Origin of the sequence: Haladaptatus sp. SPP-AMP-3 (assembly GCF_049568665.1) — an archaeon.
Lineage (GTDB): Archaea > Halobacteriota > Halobacteria > Halobacteriales > Haladaptataceae > Haladaptatus > Haladaptatus paucihalophilus.
On the sequence record NZ_CP145897.1, the window covers coordinates 2,056,751 to 2,073,767 of the forward strand.

The 17,017-nt window shown below is 64.3% G+C and carries 20 protein-coding genes; 12 read left to right on the forward strand and 8 right to left on the reverse strand.

The annotated features are described in order from the left end of the window. Positions 1–6: 6 nt before the first annotated feature. The 4 genes from V5735_RS11415 (at position 7) to V5735_RS11430 (ending at position 3,554) form a co-directional block, all read left to right on the forward strand. Positions 7–798, forward strand: coding sequence for an electron transfer flavoprotein subunit beta/FixA family protein (locus tag V5735_RS11415; protein ID WP_423743632.1), 792 nt, complete (start codon positions 7–9; stop codon positions 796–798). Beyond that, positions 795–1,748: an electron transfer flavoprotein subunit alpha/FixB family protein gene (locus V5735_RS11420; protein ID WP_423743633.1), complete on the forward strand. Its 954-nt coding sequence runs from the start codon at positions 795–797 to the stop codon at positions 1,746–1,748. The genes V5735_RS11415 and V5735_RS11420 overlap by 4 nt, the downstream gene beginning before the upstream one ends. Before the next feature lie 159 nt (positions 1,749–1,907). Beyond that, on the forward strand, positions 1,908–2,750 hold the full coding sequence (locus V5735_RS11425) for a polyprenyl synthetase family protein (RefSeq protein WP_423743634.1): 843 nt from the start codon (positions 1,908–1,910) through the stop codon (positions 2,748–2,750). Positions 2,751–3,098: 348 nt separating this feature from the next. Then, on the forward strand, positions 3,099–3,554 hold the full coding sequence (locus V5735_RS11430) for a DUF5814 domain-containing protein (RefSeq protein WP_007976114.1): 456 nt from the start codon (positions 3,099–3,101) through the stop codon (positions 3,552–3,554). Positions 3,555–3,568: 14 nt separating this feature from the next. On the opposite strand, the gene V5735_RS11435 is transcribed toward V5735_RS11430, so the two are convergent. Together V5735_RS11435 and V5735_RS11440 are read right to left on the reverse strand one after the other, a co-directional pair. Then, on the reverse strand, positions 3,569–3,976 hold the full coding sequence (locus V5735_RS11435) for a ribbon-helix-helix protein, CopG family (RefSeq protein WP_423743635.1): 408 nt from the start codon (positions 3,974–3,976) through the stop codon (positions 3,569–3,571). Positions 3,977–4,016: 40 nt separating this feature from the next. Further along, positions 4,017–4,679: a helix-turn-helix domain-containing protein gene (locus tag V5735_RS11440; RefSeq protein WP_423743636.1), complete on the reverse strand. Its 663-nt coding sequence runs from the start codon at positions 4,677–4,679 to the stop codon at positions 4,017–4,019. Between the two features lie 95 nt (positions 4,680–4,774). Here V5735_RS11440 and hutU point away from each other — a divergent pair, with 95 nt between their 5' ends. The 4 genes from hutU to hutH are packed head-to-tail and all read left to right on the forward strand — an operon-like array spanning position 4,775 to position 10,308. Further along, a complete protein-coding gene (hutU, locus tag V5735_RS11445) occupies positions 4,775–6,553 on the forward strand; it encodes a urocanate hydratase (protein ID WP_423743637.1) in 1,779 nt (592 codons plus the stop codon). Beyond that, positions 6,550–7,503: a formimidoylglutamase gene (hutG, locus tag V5735_RS11450; RefSeq protein WP_423743638.1), complete on the forward strand. Its 954-nt coding sequence runs from the start codon at positions 6,550–6,552 to the stop codon at positions 7,501–7,503. Before hutU ends, hutG begins: the two co-directional genes overlap by 4 nt. After that, entirely contained in the window at positions 7,500–8,744 is a 1,245-nt protein-coding gene (gene hutI, locus V5735_RS11455) for an imidazolonepropionase (protein ID WP_423743639.1), read from the forward strand. Before hutG ends, hutI begins: the two co-directional genes overlap by 4 nt. Further along, complete coding sequence (gene hutH, locus V5735_RS11460) at positions 8,737–10,308, forward strand: histidine ammonia-lyase (protein WP_423743640.1); 1,572 nt, start codon at positions 8,737–8,739, stop codon at positions 10,306–10,308. Before hutI ends, hutH begins: the two co-directional genes overlap by 8 nt. Here hutH and V5735_RS11465 read toward each other — a convergent pair. The 3 genes from V5735_RS11465 to V5735_RS11475 form a co-directional block, all read right to left on the reverse strand. Continuing rightward, positions 10,305–10,538 (reverse strand): hypothetical protein, encoded by a 234-nt coding sequence (locus V5735_RS11465; protein WP_423743641.1) that lies wholly within the window; start codon positions 10,536–10,538, stop codon positions 10,305–10,307. The two genes, hutH and V5735_RS11465, sit on opposite strands and share 4 nt — an antisense overlap. A 126-nt stretch (positions 10,539–10,664) precedes the next feature. After that, on the reverse strand, positions 10,665–11,318 hold the full coding sequence (locus V5735_RS11470; RefSeq protein WP_423743642.1) for an RPA family protein: 654 nt from the start codon (positions 11,316–11,318) through the stop codon (positions 10,665–10,667). 1 nt (position 11,319) lies between these two features. Then, positions 11,320–12,249, reverse strand: a complete 930-nt coding sequence (locus tag V5735_RS11475) for a replication factor A (protein ID WP_423743643.1) — start codon at positions 12,247–12,249, stop codon at positions 11,320–11,322. Positions 12,250–12,478: 229 nt separating this feature from the next. Here V5735_RS11475 and V5735_RS11480 point away from each other — a divergent pair, with 229 nt between their 5' ends. From V5735_RS11480 to V5735_RS11495, 4 genes are all read left to right on the forward strand, one after another. Next, the gene (locus V5735_RS11480) at positions 12,479–12,790 is read left to right on the forward strand and encodes a DUF7091 family protein (RefSeq protein ID WP_423743644.1); all 312 of its coding nucleotides are present in this window, start codon (positions 12,479–12,481) and stop codon (positions 12,788–12,790) included. A 355-nt stretch (positions 12,791–13,145) separates the two neighbouring features. Next, on the forward strand, positions 13,146–13,679 hold the full coding sequence (locus tag V5735_RS11485; RefSeq protein WP_423746021.1) for an HdeD family acid-resistance protein: 534 nt from the start codon (positions 13,146–13,148) through the stop codon (positions 13,677–13,679). An 81-nt stretch (positions 13,680–13,760) separates the two neighbouring features. Continuing rightward, the gene (locus tag V5735_RS11490) at positions 13,761–14,750 is read left to right on the forward strand and encodes a mannose-1-phosphate guanylyltransferase (protein WP_423743645.1); all 990 of its coding nucleotides are present in this window, start codon (positions 13,761–13,763) and stop codon (positions 14,748–14,750) included. Between the two features lie 44 nt (positions 14,751–14,794). Next, entirely contained in the window at positions 14,795–15,064 is a 270-nt protein-coding gene (locus V5735_RS11495; protein ID WP_423743646.1) for a hypothetical protein, read from the forward strand. On the opposite strand, the gene V5735_RS11500 is transcribed toward V5735_RS11495, so the two are convergent. Genes V5735_RS11500 through V5735_RS11510 form a run of 3 tightly spaced genes read right to left on the reverse strand, consistent with a single transcriptional unit; the run spans position 15,061 to position 17,004 of the window. Further along, entirely contained in the window at positions 15,061–15,720 is a 660-nt protein-coding gene (locus V5735_RS11500; RefSeq protein ID WP_423743647.1) for an ATP-binding protein, read from the reverse strand. The two genes, V5735_RS11495 and V5735_RS11500, sit on opposite strands and share 4 nt — an antisense overlap. After that, positions 15,720–16,505, reverse strand: coding sequence for an SDR family oxidoreductase (locus V5735_RS11505; protein WP_423743648.1), 786 nt, complete (start codon positions 16,503–16,505; stop codon positions 15,720–15,722). Before V5735_RS11505 ends, V5735_RS11500 begins: the two co-directional genes overlap by 1 nt. A 22-nt stretch (positions 16,506–16,527) precedes the next feature. Further along, positions 16,528–17,004, reverse strand: a complete 477-nt coding sequence (locus V5735_RS11510; RefSeq protein ID WP_007976150.1) for a Tfx family DNA-binding protein — start codon at positions 17,002–17,004, stop codon at positions 16,528–16,530. Positions 17,005–17,017: the final 13 nt, after the last annotated feature.

The following is a 17,017-nucleotide window of genomic DNA, read 5'->3' on the forward strand; positions in this document are numbered from 1 at the left end:
TTGATTATGAAGGTCCTTGTAACGGTAAAAGAAGTCGCCGAACTCGCGGATGACTTCGAAGTGGACGGGACCGAGGTAGACGACCGCTACCTCGAATATGACCTGAACGAGTGGGACGACTACGCCGTCGAGGAAGGCGTCCAGTTGAACGAAGCGGGCGTCGCCGACGAAGTGGTGACCGTCACCATCGGCCCGGAACGGGCCGAGGAGACGATTCGGATGGCGCTCGCCAAGGGCGCCGACCGCTCGATTCGCGTGTGGGACGAGGCGCTCGAAGACCCCGACTTGCTCGACGTGGAGACGAAAACCCAAATCCTCTCCGCCGTCGTCGCGGAGGAGGACCCGGACCTCGTGCTGACCGGTGTGCAGGCCGGAGATGACGCGTTCGGTGCGACCGGCGTTGCACTCGCGGACGATATCGACTTCGAGTGGGGTGCGGTCGTCAACGCGCTCGACATGGACGCCGACGAAGGCGTCGCGCACGTCCACCGCGAACTCGAGGGCGGCGTCGAGGAGTTGACGGACATCGAACTCCCCGCCGTGCTGACCATCCAGACGGGTATCAACGAACCGCGATACGCCAGTCTGCGCGGCATCCGACAGGCACAGTCGAAGGAAATCGCGCCCAAGACGCTCGACGACCTCGGCCTCGACGCCGACGCCGTGGAGAGCGACCTGAAACTGACGGACATGTACGAACCCGAGAGCGAGAGCGACGCGGAAATCTTCGAAGGCGACGCCGGGGAGACGGCCGGGAAACTTGCTGACGTTCTCCGCGAGAAGGGGGTCGTCCAATGAGCGACGTCCTCGCGGTCACGGAACACCGCCGCGGCGAACTCCGCGACGAGAGCTTCGAAGTCATCTCCGCCGGGCGCGAGCTCGCCGACGACGCGGGCGGCGACCTGCACCTCGCCGTCATCAGCGGCGACGTCGATTCCTACGCCGACACGCTGAACCGCGACGGTGTGGACGCGATTCACACCGTCGAATACGGCGAGGAGTTCAACCACGACGTGTACGCGCAGGCCATCGAGGCGCTGTTCGCCGACCTCGAACCGACGTTCGTTCTCATGCCCAACAGCGTGAACGGACTCGACTACGCGCCCGCGGTCGCCAACAGCCTCGACCTGCCGCTCGTGACCGACGTCATCGGCTTCGAGTACGACGGCGCGCTCACGGCGACACGCGAGATGTACGGGTCGAAAGTCGAGACCACGGTCGAGGTCGAAGGTGACCGGTTCGCCCTCACGACCCGCGGCGCGGAGTGGCCGGAAGCGGAGGGCGTCGGTGAAGCCGACGTGTCCGCGTTCGACTTCGAACTCGACGAGGATGCCGTCCGCTCGACGGTCACCGGCTTCGAGGAAGTCGGTGCTGGCGACGTGGACATCAGCGAGGCCGAGTTCCTCGTCAGCATCGGCCGCGGTATCGAGGAGGAGGACAACCTCCCGCTCATCGAGGACCTCGTGGAAGCGACCGGCGCGACGCTCTCGTCGTCGCGTCCCATCGTGGACAACGGCTGGCTCCCGAAGAACCGACAGGTCGGACAGTCCGGTTCGCAGGTGACGCCGACGGTGTACCTCGCCATCGGTATCTCCGGTGCGGTTCAGCACGTCGCCGGGATGAAGGGGTCGGACACCATCATCGCCATCAACAACGACCCGAACGCGCCCATCTTCGACATCGCCGACTACGGTATCGTTGGCGACCTGTTCGACGTGGTGCCGGAACTCATCGAGCAGTTCGAATAACGACCGTTCTCTTTCCCGTTTCGGAGTCCGGTGTATGACCGACGAGCGAGAGCGTTCGAACGCGTCCCACGGGAACCGACGTTTCTGTCGGTTCGGGCGGTGATGACAGCGGACTGAACCCGTCACGTATTTGCGTCCGCCGTCCTGAAGCACAGACGAATGGAGTACCTGATGGCCCGCAGGACGCTCGTCGAAGACCGGTTGGAGGAGGTCGTCGAGCGGGTCGAACCACGCGAACTGTCGAAGCAGTTGGCCCACACGGCACTCTCGGGTGGCAAACGGGTTCGGCCGACCGTCGCCATGCTGGCCTGTGAGGCCGCGGGTGGCGATGCCGAGAACGCCGTCGATTTCGGCGTCGGTATCGAACTCGTCCACGACGCGTCGCTCGTCGTGGACGACATCATCGACCGGTCGGACGTGCGGCGCGGGACGGAGAGCGCGTGGGCGGAGTACGGCTACGGCCCGGCCATCATCGCCAGCGACGGGATGCTCGGCGAGGCGTTCGAACTGTTTTCTTCGGACCCCCGCGCGATGGAAGTGGTCGCGGAGTCGATGATAGAACTCGGAATGGGCGAGGCGTCGGAACTCGTCGCCACGCCGTCGAATCAGTCCGAGTACATGGAACTCGCCCGCCGGAAAACGGGCGCGCTGTTTCGCGCCGCCGCCGAACTCGGTGCCATCGCGGCCGACGCCGACCCGGAGACGGTGGACGCTTTCGGCGAGTACGCCGAGCGCGTCGGCATCGCGTTCCAGATTCGGGACGACGTGCTCGACGCCACGGCGGACCCCGACGACCTCGGCAAGCCCACAGGCCAAGACGAGGAAATCGGCCGCCCCTCCATCGTCCAAGTGACCGACCTCAGCGCGAAGGAGGCCAACGAACTCGCGCACAAACAGTCCGACGCGGCGCTGGCCGCCCTCGATAGAGTTGACGCACCCGATTCCGCCGCGCTGGACTATTTGCGCGACTTCGCCGAGTTCGTCGTCACGCGCGAACACTGACTGGAAGCCGATTTTCTATCCGAAGCTGATTTTCTCCCGTTTCTCGCATTTCACCCGCTTTGAGGACGCGCGATTCGGACAGGTCGCGCGGATGGCGCGACCTGTCCGTATGCCCGGGGAGGAATGGGGACCCCGAGGGCGGTTCGCGCAACCCGCGCGAACCGTCCGCATGCGGTGCGGTCATTTTCCCTAGCAACTGCCATCGCGCTCGTCGTCGCTGTTGTCGCATTCGTCACTGCTGTTGTCGTTTTCACCGTCTCCACACTTACCGCCGATACAGCCTCGTCCGCGTTTCCCCTTCGTTGACGACACCCTTATCCGAACTCACCGAATAGAAATCCAACAAGCGTGGCTATCACGGACAAAATCTACGTCAAAAACCATCGGCAGATTTCCTCGCAACTGGAGACGAACATCCCGAAAGGGGCGTTCAAGGGCGCGACCCTCGACATCCTGTTTCAGGGCGACGGCCTCCAGAAACTCGACGAGGCGACGCGGGACCGCGTGCTCGACTTCGCCGAGGACTTTCTGGATTGTGACTGCCAGAGCAACCCCTACTGTGGCTGTCCGGAGCGCAAGTTCATGCGCTACCTCCTCGAACTTCGAGAGGGTGGCCTCGGCCCCGACGCCATCGTGGACGTGATGACCGACGACTATCTGGTGTACGCCTATCCGGGCGACATCCTCTCCTTCTTGGACGACTCGGTTCGGACGCTCGAAGCCGTCGAGGAACTCGCCCGCGTCGAGGGCGACGACTCGATGGAATCACGGTCGCGGCAGAAGAAACACTCGCTGTCGGGCTGAGTTCGGAACCTCGACTACCCCAATCGGAACGGTTCGTCGCTCTCCAGTTCGTCGTCCAACTCCTCCAGTTGGATGACCTCTTCCTCCCCGTCATCGCTGACCTTCGACTGGAGATGGCGAAGGTACTCCTTGTGTTCCTGTAGCTGTTCGCGGAGGTGTTCGGCTTCCAGTTCGAGGCGCTCGTGTTCGCGGACGAAGCTCTTCGGGACCTCGACTTTCGGCGGGAACGAACTTTCGTCGCTTTCCTCCCCGATTTGGTTTTCCGGAACGACTTTGACTTTCCCGTCATGGGCGACCAGCAGGTCCACGTAGTCGCGGAACACTGCCGACAGCGAGATGTCGCGCTTTTCGGCGATCTCCCGCAGGGTTTCGAACGCGTCCTCGTTCACCCGGAAGGAAATCGTTTTGTTTTTGTTGCCCATCCTAGCGTAGATTAGCATCGTGGCGCTACTTAAGGTTTTGTCAGACGTTGCCACGGCTGCCGTAGAACGACACCATTCCGCCGACTATCTTGTTCTCCGCCCGTCGCAGGTGCTCCTCCAGCGTCCGCCGCTCGACGCCCATCTCCGCCGCGATTTCTCTCGTCGTGGTCTCGCGCGGAATCCGATAGTAGCCCATCTCGACCGCCAGCACCAACGCCTCCTGCTGACGCGACGAAAGGTCGGGCAACGCGGTTTCCGGCGTGAGAAGCGGTCTGTCACCCGAAACCGCCCTGATTTCGCGCTTCGACTCTATCGTCACCGGAAACGTCGTCACGAGGTCGCGGTACAACGCGGTCAGGTTCGCCGAATCGAGCGCCAGTATCCGACACCACTTCTCACCGGCGACGTACCGCAACGGCGGGACGAGCAGGCAGTTGTGGCGGGCGAGAAACGACTCCACGGTGTCGGCTTCGTGCTCCTTCAGACACGCTTCGGTCATCGCCACCCGCTCGTCGCCCTCGACCAGCAGTTCCTGCACGCCGACGAGCCGTTCGATGCGTTCGAGGACGGCTTCCCCGTCCGGGCCGCTGAGGTGTAACAGGTCACAGTGGTCGTTACACCACAACTCGACCGCCGTCTCGGTTCCCGCCGTCGCTTCCGCCGGAACGCTCGGCTGTTCGATCCGCATTACGACCTCGTGCATCACCGGGAATTCTCGCCGAGGATATTTAAAAAACCCTCCGAGAGGAGGGTCGTGGGTATTTGCGCCTCGCGTGCATACTACAAGCTAGAAACCGAATGAACGACTCATCGGACCCCGACCACGACATCGGCGACCCGAGCGCCCAGTGGCGCGACTATCAGGGCGCGCCCACCGGGACGGACATCGAGTGCAAGGGCTGGCGGCAGGAGGCGGCCCTCCGCATGCTGAACAACAACCTCGACCCGGACGTCGGCGAGAACCCCGAGGAACTCGTCGTCTACGGCGGGACAGGGCGGGCGGCCCGCTCGTGGGACGCCTACGACGCCATCATGGCCGAACTTCGCGAACTGGACGACGACGAGACGCTGCTCGTCCAGTCCGGCAAACCCGTCGGGCGATTCACGACGCACGAACGCGCCCCCCGCGTTCTCATCGCTAACTCCAACCTCGTCGGTAAGTGGGACGACTGGGAGCACTTCCACGAACTCGAAGCGAAGGGCCTCATCATGTACGGCCAGATGACTGCCGGGTCGTGGGCCTACATCGGCACGCAGGGAATCATTCAGGGCACCTACGAGACGCTGGCCGCGCTCGCGGACGAACACTACGACGGCGACCTCTCCGGCAAAATCGTCGTCACGGGCGGTCTCGGCGGGATGGGCGGTGCTCAACCCCTCGCCGTCACGATGAACCACGGCGTCTGTATCGCGGCCGAGGTGGACGAGGACCGAATCGACCGCCGCATCGAAACCGGCTACTGCATGGAGAAAACCGACGATTTGGACGACGCCATCGAGAAGGCGACGGACGCCGCCGAGAAGGGCGAACCGTACTCCGTCGGCGTCCACATCAACGCCGCCGACATGCTGGAAGGGATGCTCGACAGGGGATTCGTCCCGGACGTCATCACCGACCAGACGAGCGCCCACGACGAACTGGAGGGCTACTACCCGTCGGGCTACACCGTCGAAGAAGCCGACCACCTCCGCGAGGAAGACCCTGAAACGTACGTCGAGGAGAGTCTGGACACGATGGCGCGCCACGTGCAGGGCATCCTCGACATTCAGGATGCGGGCGCTGTCGCCTTCGAGTACGGCAACAACATCCGCGGACAGGTGAAAGAACACCGCGACATGCAGAACGCGTTCGACTTCCCCGGATTCGTCCCCGCCTACATCCGCCCGCTGTTCTGTCAGGGCAAGGGTCCCTTCCGCTGGGCCGCGCTGTCCGGCAACCCCGAGGACATCCACCGCACCGACGAGGCCGTCGTGGAACTCTTCCCCGAGAAGGAGCAACTCCACCGCTGGATAGACCTCGCACAGGAGCAGGTCGAGTTTCAGGGGCTTCCCTCGCGGGTCTGTTGGCTCGGCTACGAGACGGGCGATGCCCCGGGGGAGCATCGAAACGAAGGCGGCCCTGCCGCCGGAGGCGAAGACGGCCTCACAGAACGCGCTCGCTTCGCCCTTCGAATCAACGAACTCGTCGCGGACGGCGAAATCGAGGCCCCCATCGTCGTCACCCGCGACCACCTCGACGCCGGGTCCGTCGCCAGCCCCAACCGCGAGACGGAAGCCATGCGCGACGACTCGGACGCCATCGCGGACTGGCCGATTCTCAACGCCCTGCTCAACTGCGCGGCGGGCGCGGACATCGTATCCGTCCACGACGGCGGCGGCGTCGGCATCGGCAACGCGCTCCACGCGAACAACCACGTCGTCCTCGACGGCTCCGAGTTGGCCGCCGAGAAGGCCCGACGCGTCTTCACCACCGACCCGGGAATGGGCGTGATTCGCCACGCCGACGCGGGCTACGACGAGGCGATAGAACAGGCCGAGAAATCGAACGTCGCGGTTCCGATGCGTGACCGAACATGACCGGACTGAACCCGCCGTCCGAATGGCGCGGTACGTCGTCCGATCCGAACGACGAGCAGTTCGGCGACGTCGTGGAACCCATCTCTGAACTGGACGACGACCGCCTTTCCGAGTTCGACGCGGTACTCCTCGGCGAACCGTTCGACCACGCCGTCATCGGCCGGAAAGGTGCGGCGGACGGCCCGGCGGCGCTCCGCGAGAGCCTCGCCGGTGTGAAAACCCACCACTTCGACGCCGGACCGGTCGGCAACGTCGGCGACGCTGGCGACCTGCTGCTCATGCTCGACTCCGACGAACCGAACGAGGTCACGACTCGACTGCTCCAGCAGGAGGCCCGCATCCTCACGAACCGACTCCACGACGCTGACACGCTCCCCGTCTTCCTCGGCGGCGACAACTCCTTCACCTACCCGAACGCCGCGCCGCTCCTCGAAGACGGGTCGCTCGGTGTCGTCAACTTCGACGCGCATCTCGACGTGCGCGAAGTGCGCGACGACCCGACCAGCGGCACGCCCTACCGACAGTTGTTCGACGCGGGCCTCGACGCCTACGCCTGCGTCGGCGCGCGCCACTTCGAGACGAGTTCGGGGTACGCCGATACCGTCCGCGAATCGGGCGGCGAAGTCGTCACGGCCGAAGAGGTCGGCGAGGATTCCGTCTCCGCCATCGACACCGCGCTGGAGTCGCTGGACGATGTGGACGTGATATACGTGAGCGTCGATTTGGACGTGCTCGACGCCGCGTTCGCACCCGGCGTCAGCGCGCCGACGCCCGGCGGAATCTCTCCCCGAGAACTGTTCCGCATGCTCCGACTCGCCGCCAGCGACGACCGCGTTGCTGGTTTCGAGGTCGTGGAATGCGCCCCGTCGCTCGACCGCGACGACCGAACGGTCAACGCCGGTGCACGGGTAATCGCTCACTTCCTCTCCGCCGTCGGAGGTGGCCGATGAGCGGCTCGGAACCGGACGAAAACGACCTCACCGCCGTCGTCCACGACGCGAAACAGGTCGTCACGGTCGAAGACGACGGGTCCCTCGGCATCTACGAGGACGCCGCAATCGCGGTGGTCGACGGCGACGTCGCGCGTATCGGCGCGACGGGTCCCGTCACCCGCGAGTTCCCGCCGGAGAACGCGACTCACGTCGTCGATGCGAGCGGCAAAGCGGCAATTCCGGGGTTCGTGGACCCGCACACCCACGCGCTGTTCGCCGGGGACCGCTCGGACGAGTTCGAGGCGAAACTGCAGGGGAAGACGTATGGTGAAATCCTCGCGGACGGCGGCGGCATCCTCCGAACCGTCCGCGCGGTGCGGAAGGCGAGCGACGAGGAACTCCTCTCGAACCTGCTCTCGCATCTCGATACGATGCTCGCCCACGGGACGACGACGGTCGAGGTGAAATCAGGCTACGGGCTGGACACAGAGACCGAACTCAGAATGCTCGACGTCATCGCTCGGGCCGACGACCACCACGCAGTCGATGTCGTCCCGACCTTCATGGGCGCTCACGCGATCCCGGAAGGCCGGGACGCGGACGACTACGTGGATGAAGTCGTCGAGGAACAGATTCCGGCCGTCGTGGAACAGGGCATCGCGGAGTTCTGCGACGTGTTTTGCGAGGAAGGCGTCTTCACCGTCCCGCAGTCACGCCGCGTCCTGAAGACCGGCGAGGAGCAGGGATTGACCCCGAAGGTCCACGCCGAAGAACTCGCCCGCATCGGCGGTTCGCAACTCGCCGCGAATCTCGGCGCGACGAGCGCGGACCACCTCCTCTACGCGACGGACGACGACATCGCCGCCCTGACCGACGCCGGTGTCGTCCCCGTCCTTCTGCCGGGAACCGCCTTCGGCCTCGGCGCGGAGTTCGCCGACGCCCGCGCGTTCATCGATGCGGGCGCACCGGTGGCGATAGCGACGGACTTCAACCCGAACTGCCACTCCCAGAGCATGGGCTTCGCCTCGTCGCTCGCCTGCGTCGAGATGGGCATGACGCCCGCCGAGGCGCTGGTCGCCGGGACGAAACACGCCGCGATGGCGCTCGATATCGGGGACGGAACCGGGACGCTTCAATCGGGCACCCCGGCCGACATCGCGGTCATCGACGCACCGAGCTACGTTCACGTCCCTTACAACTTCGGCGTGAACACGGTCGAGACGGTGCTGAAAAACGGTGAGGTGGTCCATCATGAGTGAAATCCAGATTGACGGCGAATCGCTAACGCCCGAGGACGTCGAACGCGTCGCGCGCGACGACGCGACCGTCTTCGTTCCCGAAGACGCCCGCAAACGAGTTCGAACCGCACGAAAGCGGGTCGAACAGGTCGTCGAGAGCGGCGAGGCCGTCTACGGCGTCAACACCGGCTTCGGCGAACTCGTGGACGAACGAATCCCGCGCGAGGACATCGAAACCCTCCAAACCAACCTCATCAGGAGCCACGCCGCTGGTGCGGGAAGGGAACTGCGCCGCGAGGAAATCCGGGCCATGATGCTCGGCCGGGTCAACGCGCTCGTCAAGGGTTACTCCGGCATCCGCGAACTCGTCGTGGACCAACTCGTCACGATGCTGAACGAGGGCGTCCATCCGGTCGTCAAATCGCGCGGCAGCCTCGGTGCGAGCGGCGACCTCGCCCCGCTCGCACACCTCGCGCTGGTCATCATGGGCGAGGGAACCGCGACGGTGGACGGCGAACGACTCGACGGTGTCGACGCGCTCGAAACTGCCGGACTCGAACCGGTGACGCTCGCGGCCAAGGAGGGGTTGGCGCTCATCAACGGCACGCAGCTCTCGGTCGGTCTCGCCGCCCTCGCCGTGTGCGACGCCGAACGAGCGGTTCGAGCGGCCGACGTCGCGGGAGCGCTCACGACCGAGGTGACGATGGGAACGACGGCCTCCGCCGACCCCGTAATCGCCGACGTCCGCCCTCACGACGGCCACGCGAAGAGTGCGCGGAACGTAAAGCGCCTCACAGCCGACTCCGAAATCGTCGAATCCCATCGCAACTGCGACCGCGTGCAGGACGCCTACTCGCTTCGCTGCCTGCCGCAAGTCCACGGTGCGGTCCGGGACGCCGTTGCCCACCTCCGTGGCGTCGTCGAAATCGAACTCAACAGCGCGACCGACAATCCGCTCATCTTCCCCGCCGAGACGGTGAACAGTCGCGCGAGCGGTGCGGGCGACGCGGCGGTTCTCTCCGGCGGTAACTTCCACGGCGACCCGCTCGCGCTCCCGCTCGACTACCTGACGAACGCAGTCACGGAACTCGCGGCCATCTCGGAACGCCGGGTGGACCGCATGCTCAACCCGAACACGCAGGAACCACACCTGCCGCCGTTCCTCACCGAACACAGCGGGCTGCGCTCGGGCTACATGATCGCCCAGTACACCGCCGCCGCGCTGTTGAACGAAAACCGCTCCATCGGGCGCGCCTCGATGGACAACACGCCCGTCAGCGGGAATCAGGAGGACCACGTGAGCATGAGCGCCCAGAGCGCGTACAACGCCCGCCGTGCCGTGGCGAACGCGCTTTCCATCGTCGGCATCGAACTCATCTGCGGCGCGCAAGCCGCGGAGTTCGTTTCCGACGACCTCGCCCACGGTGTCGGTACCGCGGCCGCCTACGAGGCTGTCCGCGAAGTTGTCCCGCCGCTCGTCGAGGACCGCCCCATCCACGAGGACATCTCGGCGGCCGAGACGCTGGTGTGGTCCGGCCTGCTCGGAGAGCGCGTCGAAAACGCGCTCTCCGAATCCCTCGACTAATCGGCCATCGTCCGGTTCGAGTCCGTCGGCGTCCCGATTCGCGGCTTCCCAGTTCTGTCGAGCGCCCACACGCCGTGTTCCTCGCACTCGAACACGCGACGAAAGATGCGCGCCGACTCCGCACCGCAGTTCGGGCAGGGGTGAACCGGCCCTTCCGCCGACGTGTCCGCCCCCATCTCCGCGTACACGACCCGCCAATCACCGCTCGGTGAGGTTCGTTCGTCGGGCATGGGTTGGTGTGGTGTCGGTTTTATCTCCGCTCGTTTCATCCGTCGTCGAGAGCCGTCGCTCTTCGCGTCGTCTGCCCAGCCCTTTCGAAATCGTATCCGCGGTCGAAAGGGTGCTCGCGGAGTTCGCTACTGTGGCGTCGTTTCGCCCTCGGTAGACGCTCCGCCGTCCGCTCCGCCGTCCGCTTCGTCGCCGCCGTCATCCGCCCCATCGACGGTGGCGAGGCTTTCGAGCGCCCGAATCGCGTTGTCGCGGTAGGTGTCGATTGGTCGCTCGTACTCCTCTTTCGCCATCGAGGCGTAGCGGTTCGTGTCGTCGTCGAACGCCTCGATGCGTTCGAGGGTTCGCTCGGCAGTTTCGACCACCCAGCGGTCCCGCGTCGATTCGTCCACCACCGTGATGGACTCCGGTCGAAGCGAGACGTTCACCGTTCCGTCGTCCATCTCGAACGTCCGGGGTTTCCCGGCGATGGCGACGTAGGCCGGCGCTTCGAGTTCTCGAAGCATGGCCGCGGCGTCCGGCTGATACTGTCCGGCGTAGACGAAGAACGTGTCCCCGTTCGGGTCCACGACCCGTCCGCGCCAGTATTCGCTGTCCTCACCGACGTCTTCCTTCTCGGTCAGCGTCCCGACAACGAAGACTCGGTTCGCTCGCTCGCCCGTGGGGAGGAGCAAGTAGACCGGTGCGCGTTCGTCGTCCGACTCCTTGAACGTGTAACTCGCGTCGTTGAACTCCGCCGCGAAGGTGCGGCGTGCGACCTCTCGTGTTGGTGCGTTGCTCATGTTACATCGACCTCGCTTTGATAAGCGCCGCTTCGGCGTCCACCGGCCCGGAGAGCAGTTCGACGTCGTTCGCGAGCAGGTACCGACCCATCGTCGGTCCCGCCACGCGGTAGTAGTGGCCGAGCGTCTTCTCGCGCATCTCGTCGGCCACGACCGTCGTGTCGAGCGCGTCCATCGCCATCTGCTTCGCTTCCTCCAGTTCGATGCCGGTCAGGTTCTCGGTCGATTCCTGATTGAAGATGACCTCGTGTACGTCGAGACCGTCGTCCAAGACGCCCTTGATTCGGAGGTCGAATTCGCCTTCCTGCTCGCCGTGCTCCGAACAGCGGCCGTTCTGCAGGACGCGCGTGCAGTCTTCCTTCGGACACCGCTTGATGAGCCCGCTCCCGGACTGGATGTCCACCAGCGCGCCCTCCATCTCGGTGCTGTTGTCGCCGACCTCGATGTCGGCGTCGAGTTCCTCGATGGTAGTCGTGCGGTTGAGTTTCACCGAATAGCGGCCCTGATACTCGTCCGTGACGACGTTACCGAGCGAGTAGACCGTCCCTTCCTCCAGTTCGGGGAGGTCGGATTTGGCCCACTTGGTGAACTTGATGGTGCCCGTCTCGTCGCCGAGGAGGCCGACTTGGCCCACGGCGTCGCTTCGCGGTTCCCAAAGGTCGACGACCTTCGCGGTGAGGTTCACCCACTCCTCGTCGGTTTCGATGTCCTCGACGTTCACGTCGCTGGTCCCGCCGGTTCGAATGTCGTCGCGTTCCAGTCCGGCTTCGTCGAGATAATGGCTGGTGACGCTTCGTCGCGCCTCCTCCATCGGCACTTTGTACTCGTTGACGAGGCTGTCGAGACGCGACGCTACGTCGTCTACGGTCACGTCGAGATGATCGGAGAACTGTTCGTGTATTTCCTCTGCGTGCTGTCGCACATCGGTCATGGTTGCTCCGTCTCCACTTCGTTTTCTATGGGAGACATGCCGTGGTTGGTTCGCAATAGTATAAAAGGTTACGTGGAAGCAGAGCGGAAGTGAAATCGGCTCGTTCGGGCCGCTAGACGTGTTATTGGTGCGATTTTGCCCGCCAGGAACTCACCGCCGTCCTCTCGGCGGTTGTTTTGCTCCACCGAGTCGGGTTAACCTTTCATTCCCCCACCACCAAGAGGGAGGTATGGACGACCGCTTCGACCGTTTCCTCCGCGTCAAACTCCGGAAGGTGGGAAAGAAGTACGCCGAAACCCGTCAATCGGCGAACCGCCAGATAGAGGAGGCGAAGGATGCGTACCGAAACGCCCACGATACCGTCCTCGCCGATTTGCCGCGGGACGAACACGGCCGGGCCAAAATCGTCTGCAGAAGGCACGTCGACCGTCGGGCAGCGCCGATAGACCAGGAGGGGCGGCCGAAGTGTTTCGACCCGGACCACCCCGCGTGCGAGGGATGCGTCGAAGACATCCGCGAGGGGACCATCGAGACGTGGTGAGACGACTGGTGATGCGACAGCCGTTGAACGGACGGTTCGATTTCGGAATCAAACGCTACGTTGAAACGGTCAGATAGCAGGGAAAAACGTCAAACCGGGAGCCGGGGTGGTGACTAGTTTTTTGGATAATTAAAACTACTGTCGTGTTTCGGAAATTCGTATTCTATGGATAAAACGCTTCTAACCCTTTCAATCACGAGAAATAGGTCTGACACTTGGAATTTCCTTCAAATAACCAACACTATTTATATGGTTAGCTATCGAATATGTATCCGGTGAAGTTCAAATGAGCACTGAAGTACAAAGCGGTGCGGAAATGGTATCGGAGACCACCGAACAATCGTGGCGTGCTTCGATGGGGGCCGGGGCTATTATCGCCGTAATCGGCGTACTCGCCATCTTAGCGCCGTTCGCGGCCGGTGTTTCGCTATCGATTCTGCTCGGAGCGTTGCTGGTCGTCGGGGCGCTGGTTCACATCGCACGCGCCTTCTCGGGTGGCTGGAAGCGGTTCTTCGTGCAGGGACTGCTCGCGGTCATCTACGCCATCGCCGGCATCTCGCTCCTGGCGAACCCGGTCATCGGACTGACGACGCTGACCATCCTGCTGGTCGCGTTCCTCGTCGTCGATGGCGTCCTCGAAATCGTCATGGGGTTCCAGGCCCGCGGCAACCGGGGCTGGGGGGCACTCGTCGTGAGCGGCGTTCTCGCGCTGCTGATTGCGGGCCTCATCTGGGCCGGATGGCCCGCAACCGCCGTCTGGGCGGTCGGCCTCCTCTTCGGCGTGAACCTCCTCGTCAGCGGCGTGTCGATGATGTTCATGGCGCAGGGCACCCGAACCGAAGCCCGCGAGGGGACGACCCCGGAAACGGAAGCCCGCGGCGCGGCCTAAACACGCTTTTTTTACGAACGAGAACTCGACCCCGACGTTCCGATGAGAGGAATTTAAACGTCGGAAAGTCCTGCACAGAATATGGACCGCCCGCTCGTCGCACTGATCATGGCTGGGGGTACCGGTACCCGACTCTATCCCGCGAGTCGAAGCGACCGACCGAAACAGTTCTTGTCCCTCCTCGGAGACGACTCGTTGCTCTCCCAAACCGTGACCCGCGCCGGTTTCGCCGACGAAACTTTCGTCTGCACCGCGGAAGCACACGCCGACCTCGTTCGCGAACACGCACCCGAAGCAGGCGTGCTCGTCGAGCCCGAGCCGAAGGATACCGGTCCGGCGCTCGTCTACGCCACGCACCGAATCCGCGAGCAAGTCGGCGACTGCGTGCTCCTCTGCTTGCCGAGCGACCACTACATTACGGGCGACTTCGAGACGACCGCTCGCCGCGCCGCGTCAACTGCAGTCGAAACGGAGGGGGTCGTAACCGTCGGAATCGAACCCACTCGCCCGGCGACAGGATACGGGTATATCGAACCCGGACACGACCGAGACGGCTACCTCGACGTTTCTCAGTTCAGAGAGAAACCCGACAAATCGACCGCCGAGCGCTTCGTCGATGAGGGTTTCTACTGGAACGCCGGTCTGTTCGCGTGGACGCCGGACGCGTTCCTCCGGGCCGCCCGCGACTCCCCCCTCGAACCCCTCGTCACCGCGCTCGAAGACGGCGACCCCGCCGCCGGATTCGACGCCGTATCTCCCACGAGCGTAGACTACGCCGTGATGGAGCGCACCGACGACGCCTTCGTCGTTCCCGCCGCGTTCGAGTGGGACGACCTCGGCTCGTGGGACGCGTTCGACCGATTCGATTCGGCCGAGAACGTCGTTCTCGGCGACGCGTTGACCATCGACGCCATGGGGAATATCGTGGCCGGTGACAAACACGTGAGCATCGTCGGCGTCGACGACCTCGTGGTCGCGGCCTACGACGACCGCGTGTTGGTCGTGCCGAAATCGGAGGCCCAGCGCGTTCGCGAAGTCGTCACGAAACTGCGCGACGACGGCCGTTTTTGATCGGCCGTCAGATTTCTGGATTCGCGTCCCGAACCCGGCACGCTATGGCTGACACACCATCCGTCAAGTCGGTCGAAACCGCGGACGACTACATCCACGTGCGATTCCGTGACCCGGACGTGTTCGATACGATTCGAACCCCTGATTGGGCCGCTGACGTCGCACGGGACATTTCGAACGGGGCAGAGGTTCGAACCGGCAAACGAAGCGGGAGCGACGAGTGGGAAATCCAAAGCGTCCTCATCAAAAAACAAGTGGGTACCGAGAAGGCCCGCGACGAAGCGAAGGAAATCGCGCAGGAAATCGAGGCCTAGTACGAATCGCAGTAGTGGAACGCGCCGTCGCCCACCGCTCGGGTAACCGTCTCGCCGACGTCGACCGAGAGCGGCGAGTCGAACGTCGGCCCGTCCCAAACGAACGTGTGAAACTCGCCGTTTTCGCCACAGGGGTCGACTTCTTCGGGAAGGTCGGTGAGGAACGCCTCGTCCAACTCCCGTCCCGCGAACGATGCGTCGAGCGTGTCGCCATCGACCGTGACGACCGTCGCGCGGAACCCGGCGTCGAGGAACGACCGAATCTGCTCGTCGGTATCGGGATTCCAGACCGGCCAACAGCCTTCGATGGCCGTCTCCGACAGCCGTTCCTTCCGATACGCTCGGATATCTTCGAGGTAGAGGTCCGCGAAGGCGATGCGCTCGATTCCGCGCGCTTCGTACTCGTCCATCACGCTCGCCATCCGTGCGGCGTACTCCTCGTTCGAACACTCCATCGGGAGTTCGACGTATCGAATCGGAATCTCGAGCGCCTCGGCTTGCGCGTCGTACAACTCCCGGCGCACGCCGTGCATGCTGCTCCTGCCGTTCTCCGAAACCGTCGTGAGCAGTTCGGTGACGTGCGGCAGTTCCAACAGGGCGTAGGCGGCGTCCTTGCCGCCGCTCCACGAGAGCACCGTGTTCTGTTGCGCCGTCATCAGCTTCGGAGTCGTCCGCCGTCGATGGGAAGCGCGACGCCGTTCACGAAACTCGCCCGCTCGCTAGAGAGGAACGCCACGGTGTCCCCGAGTTCCATCGGGTCGCCCACGCGACCCATCGGGATGTCGCTCGCCCAGTCCGCCAATCCTTCTTCGTAGCTGTCGTACTCGCCGCGTTCGAGGGCGGCCTCCACGAGGTCCTGAATCCGCGGCGTTTCGTGCGCGCCCGGAAGCACCGCATTGACGCGGACGTCGGGCGCGAACTCCCGGGCTTGCGTCTGCATCAACCCGATGACGCCCCGCCGAACCGCGTTCGAGAGGACGAGTCCGTCGATGGCCTCCCGAACGCTCGTCGAGGTGATGTTCACGACCGTTCCCGCGTCGCTTTCCACGAGGTGCGGATGTGCCCGTTTCGTCAACCACACCACGCTCATCACCAGCAGGTCGTAGGCGGCGTACCAATCGCGCTCCGTGGTATCGAGAAACGGCCCGCTCGGCGGCCCGCCCGCCGAGGTGACGAGGTGGTCGAGTCCGCCGAACTCCTCGACGGTCGCCTCGACCAGCGCCTCGATTTCGTCCGGGTCGGTGATGTCCGTCGGCACCGCGAGCACGTCGCCGCCGCCGAGGTCGGCGATTTCTTCCTCCGCGCTCGCCAGTCCGTCCTCGCTCCGCGCGCAGATGACGACGTTGGCTCCTTCCCGCGCCAACGCCTTCGCGCTCGCCAAGCCGAGGCCGCTCGAACTCGCCGTTACCAGTGCCGTATTTCCTTCCAGTCCGAGGTCCATACGTTCGCATCCGTGGGAACCGCTAAAACTCCTCGGGACCCGGCCGTCTGACCGCTACCTCGCCGTCGTGCGTCACGCCGATGAGCAGGGCCGTTCGAATCGTCCGCCCCTTCACCGCCTCGCCCGCCTCGTCGCTGATTCGCTTCATGAGTTCGGGAGCCGCGTGGTTCACCTTTACCCCCGCCTCGTCGCACGCTTCGTACACCCGCGACGGAACGTCGTAGAGGTCGCTGTCGGATTCGACTTCGATTCGAACCGGCGCGCGGAGCGCCTCCGCGAACGCCACCGTTTCGCGCGCCTTGCTGATGTTCTCCCGAGCGCTGGCTTCGATGCTCGACACGTTCGCCCGCGAGGTTCCCAGCCGGTCCGCGATGGCCGCCTGTGCGGTGTCGCGCTCGCGGAGCGCGAGCACTTCCGCTTGTCGCCGGGTCAAAACACTCGTCTCCGCGTCGAATCCCGCCCGTCGGAGAATCTCATTCACGTCCAGTTGCTCACTCATTTCGTACCTCCGA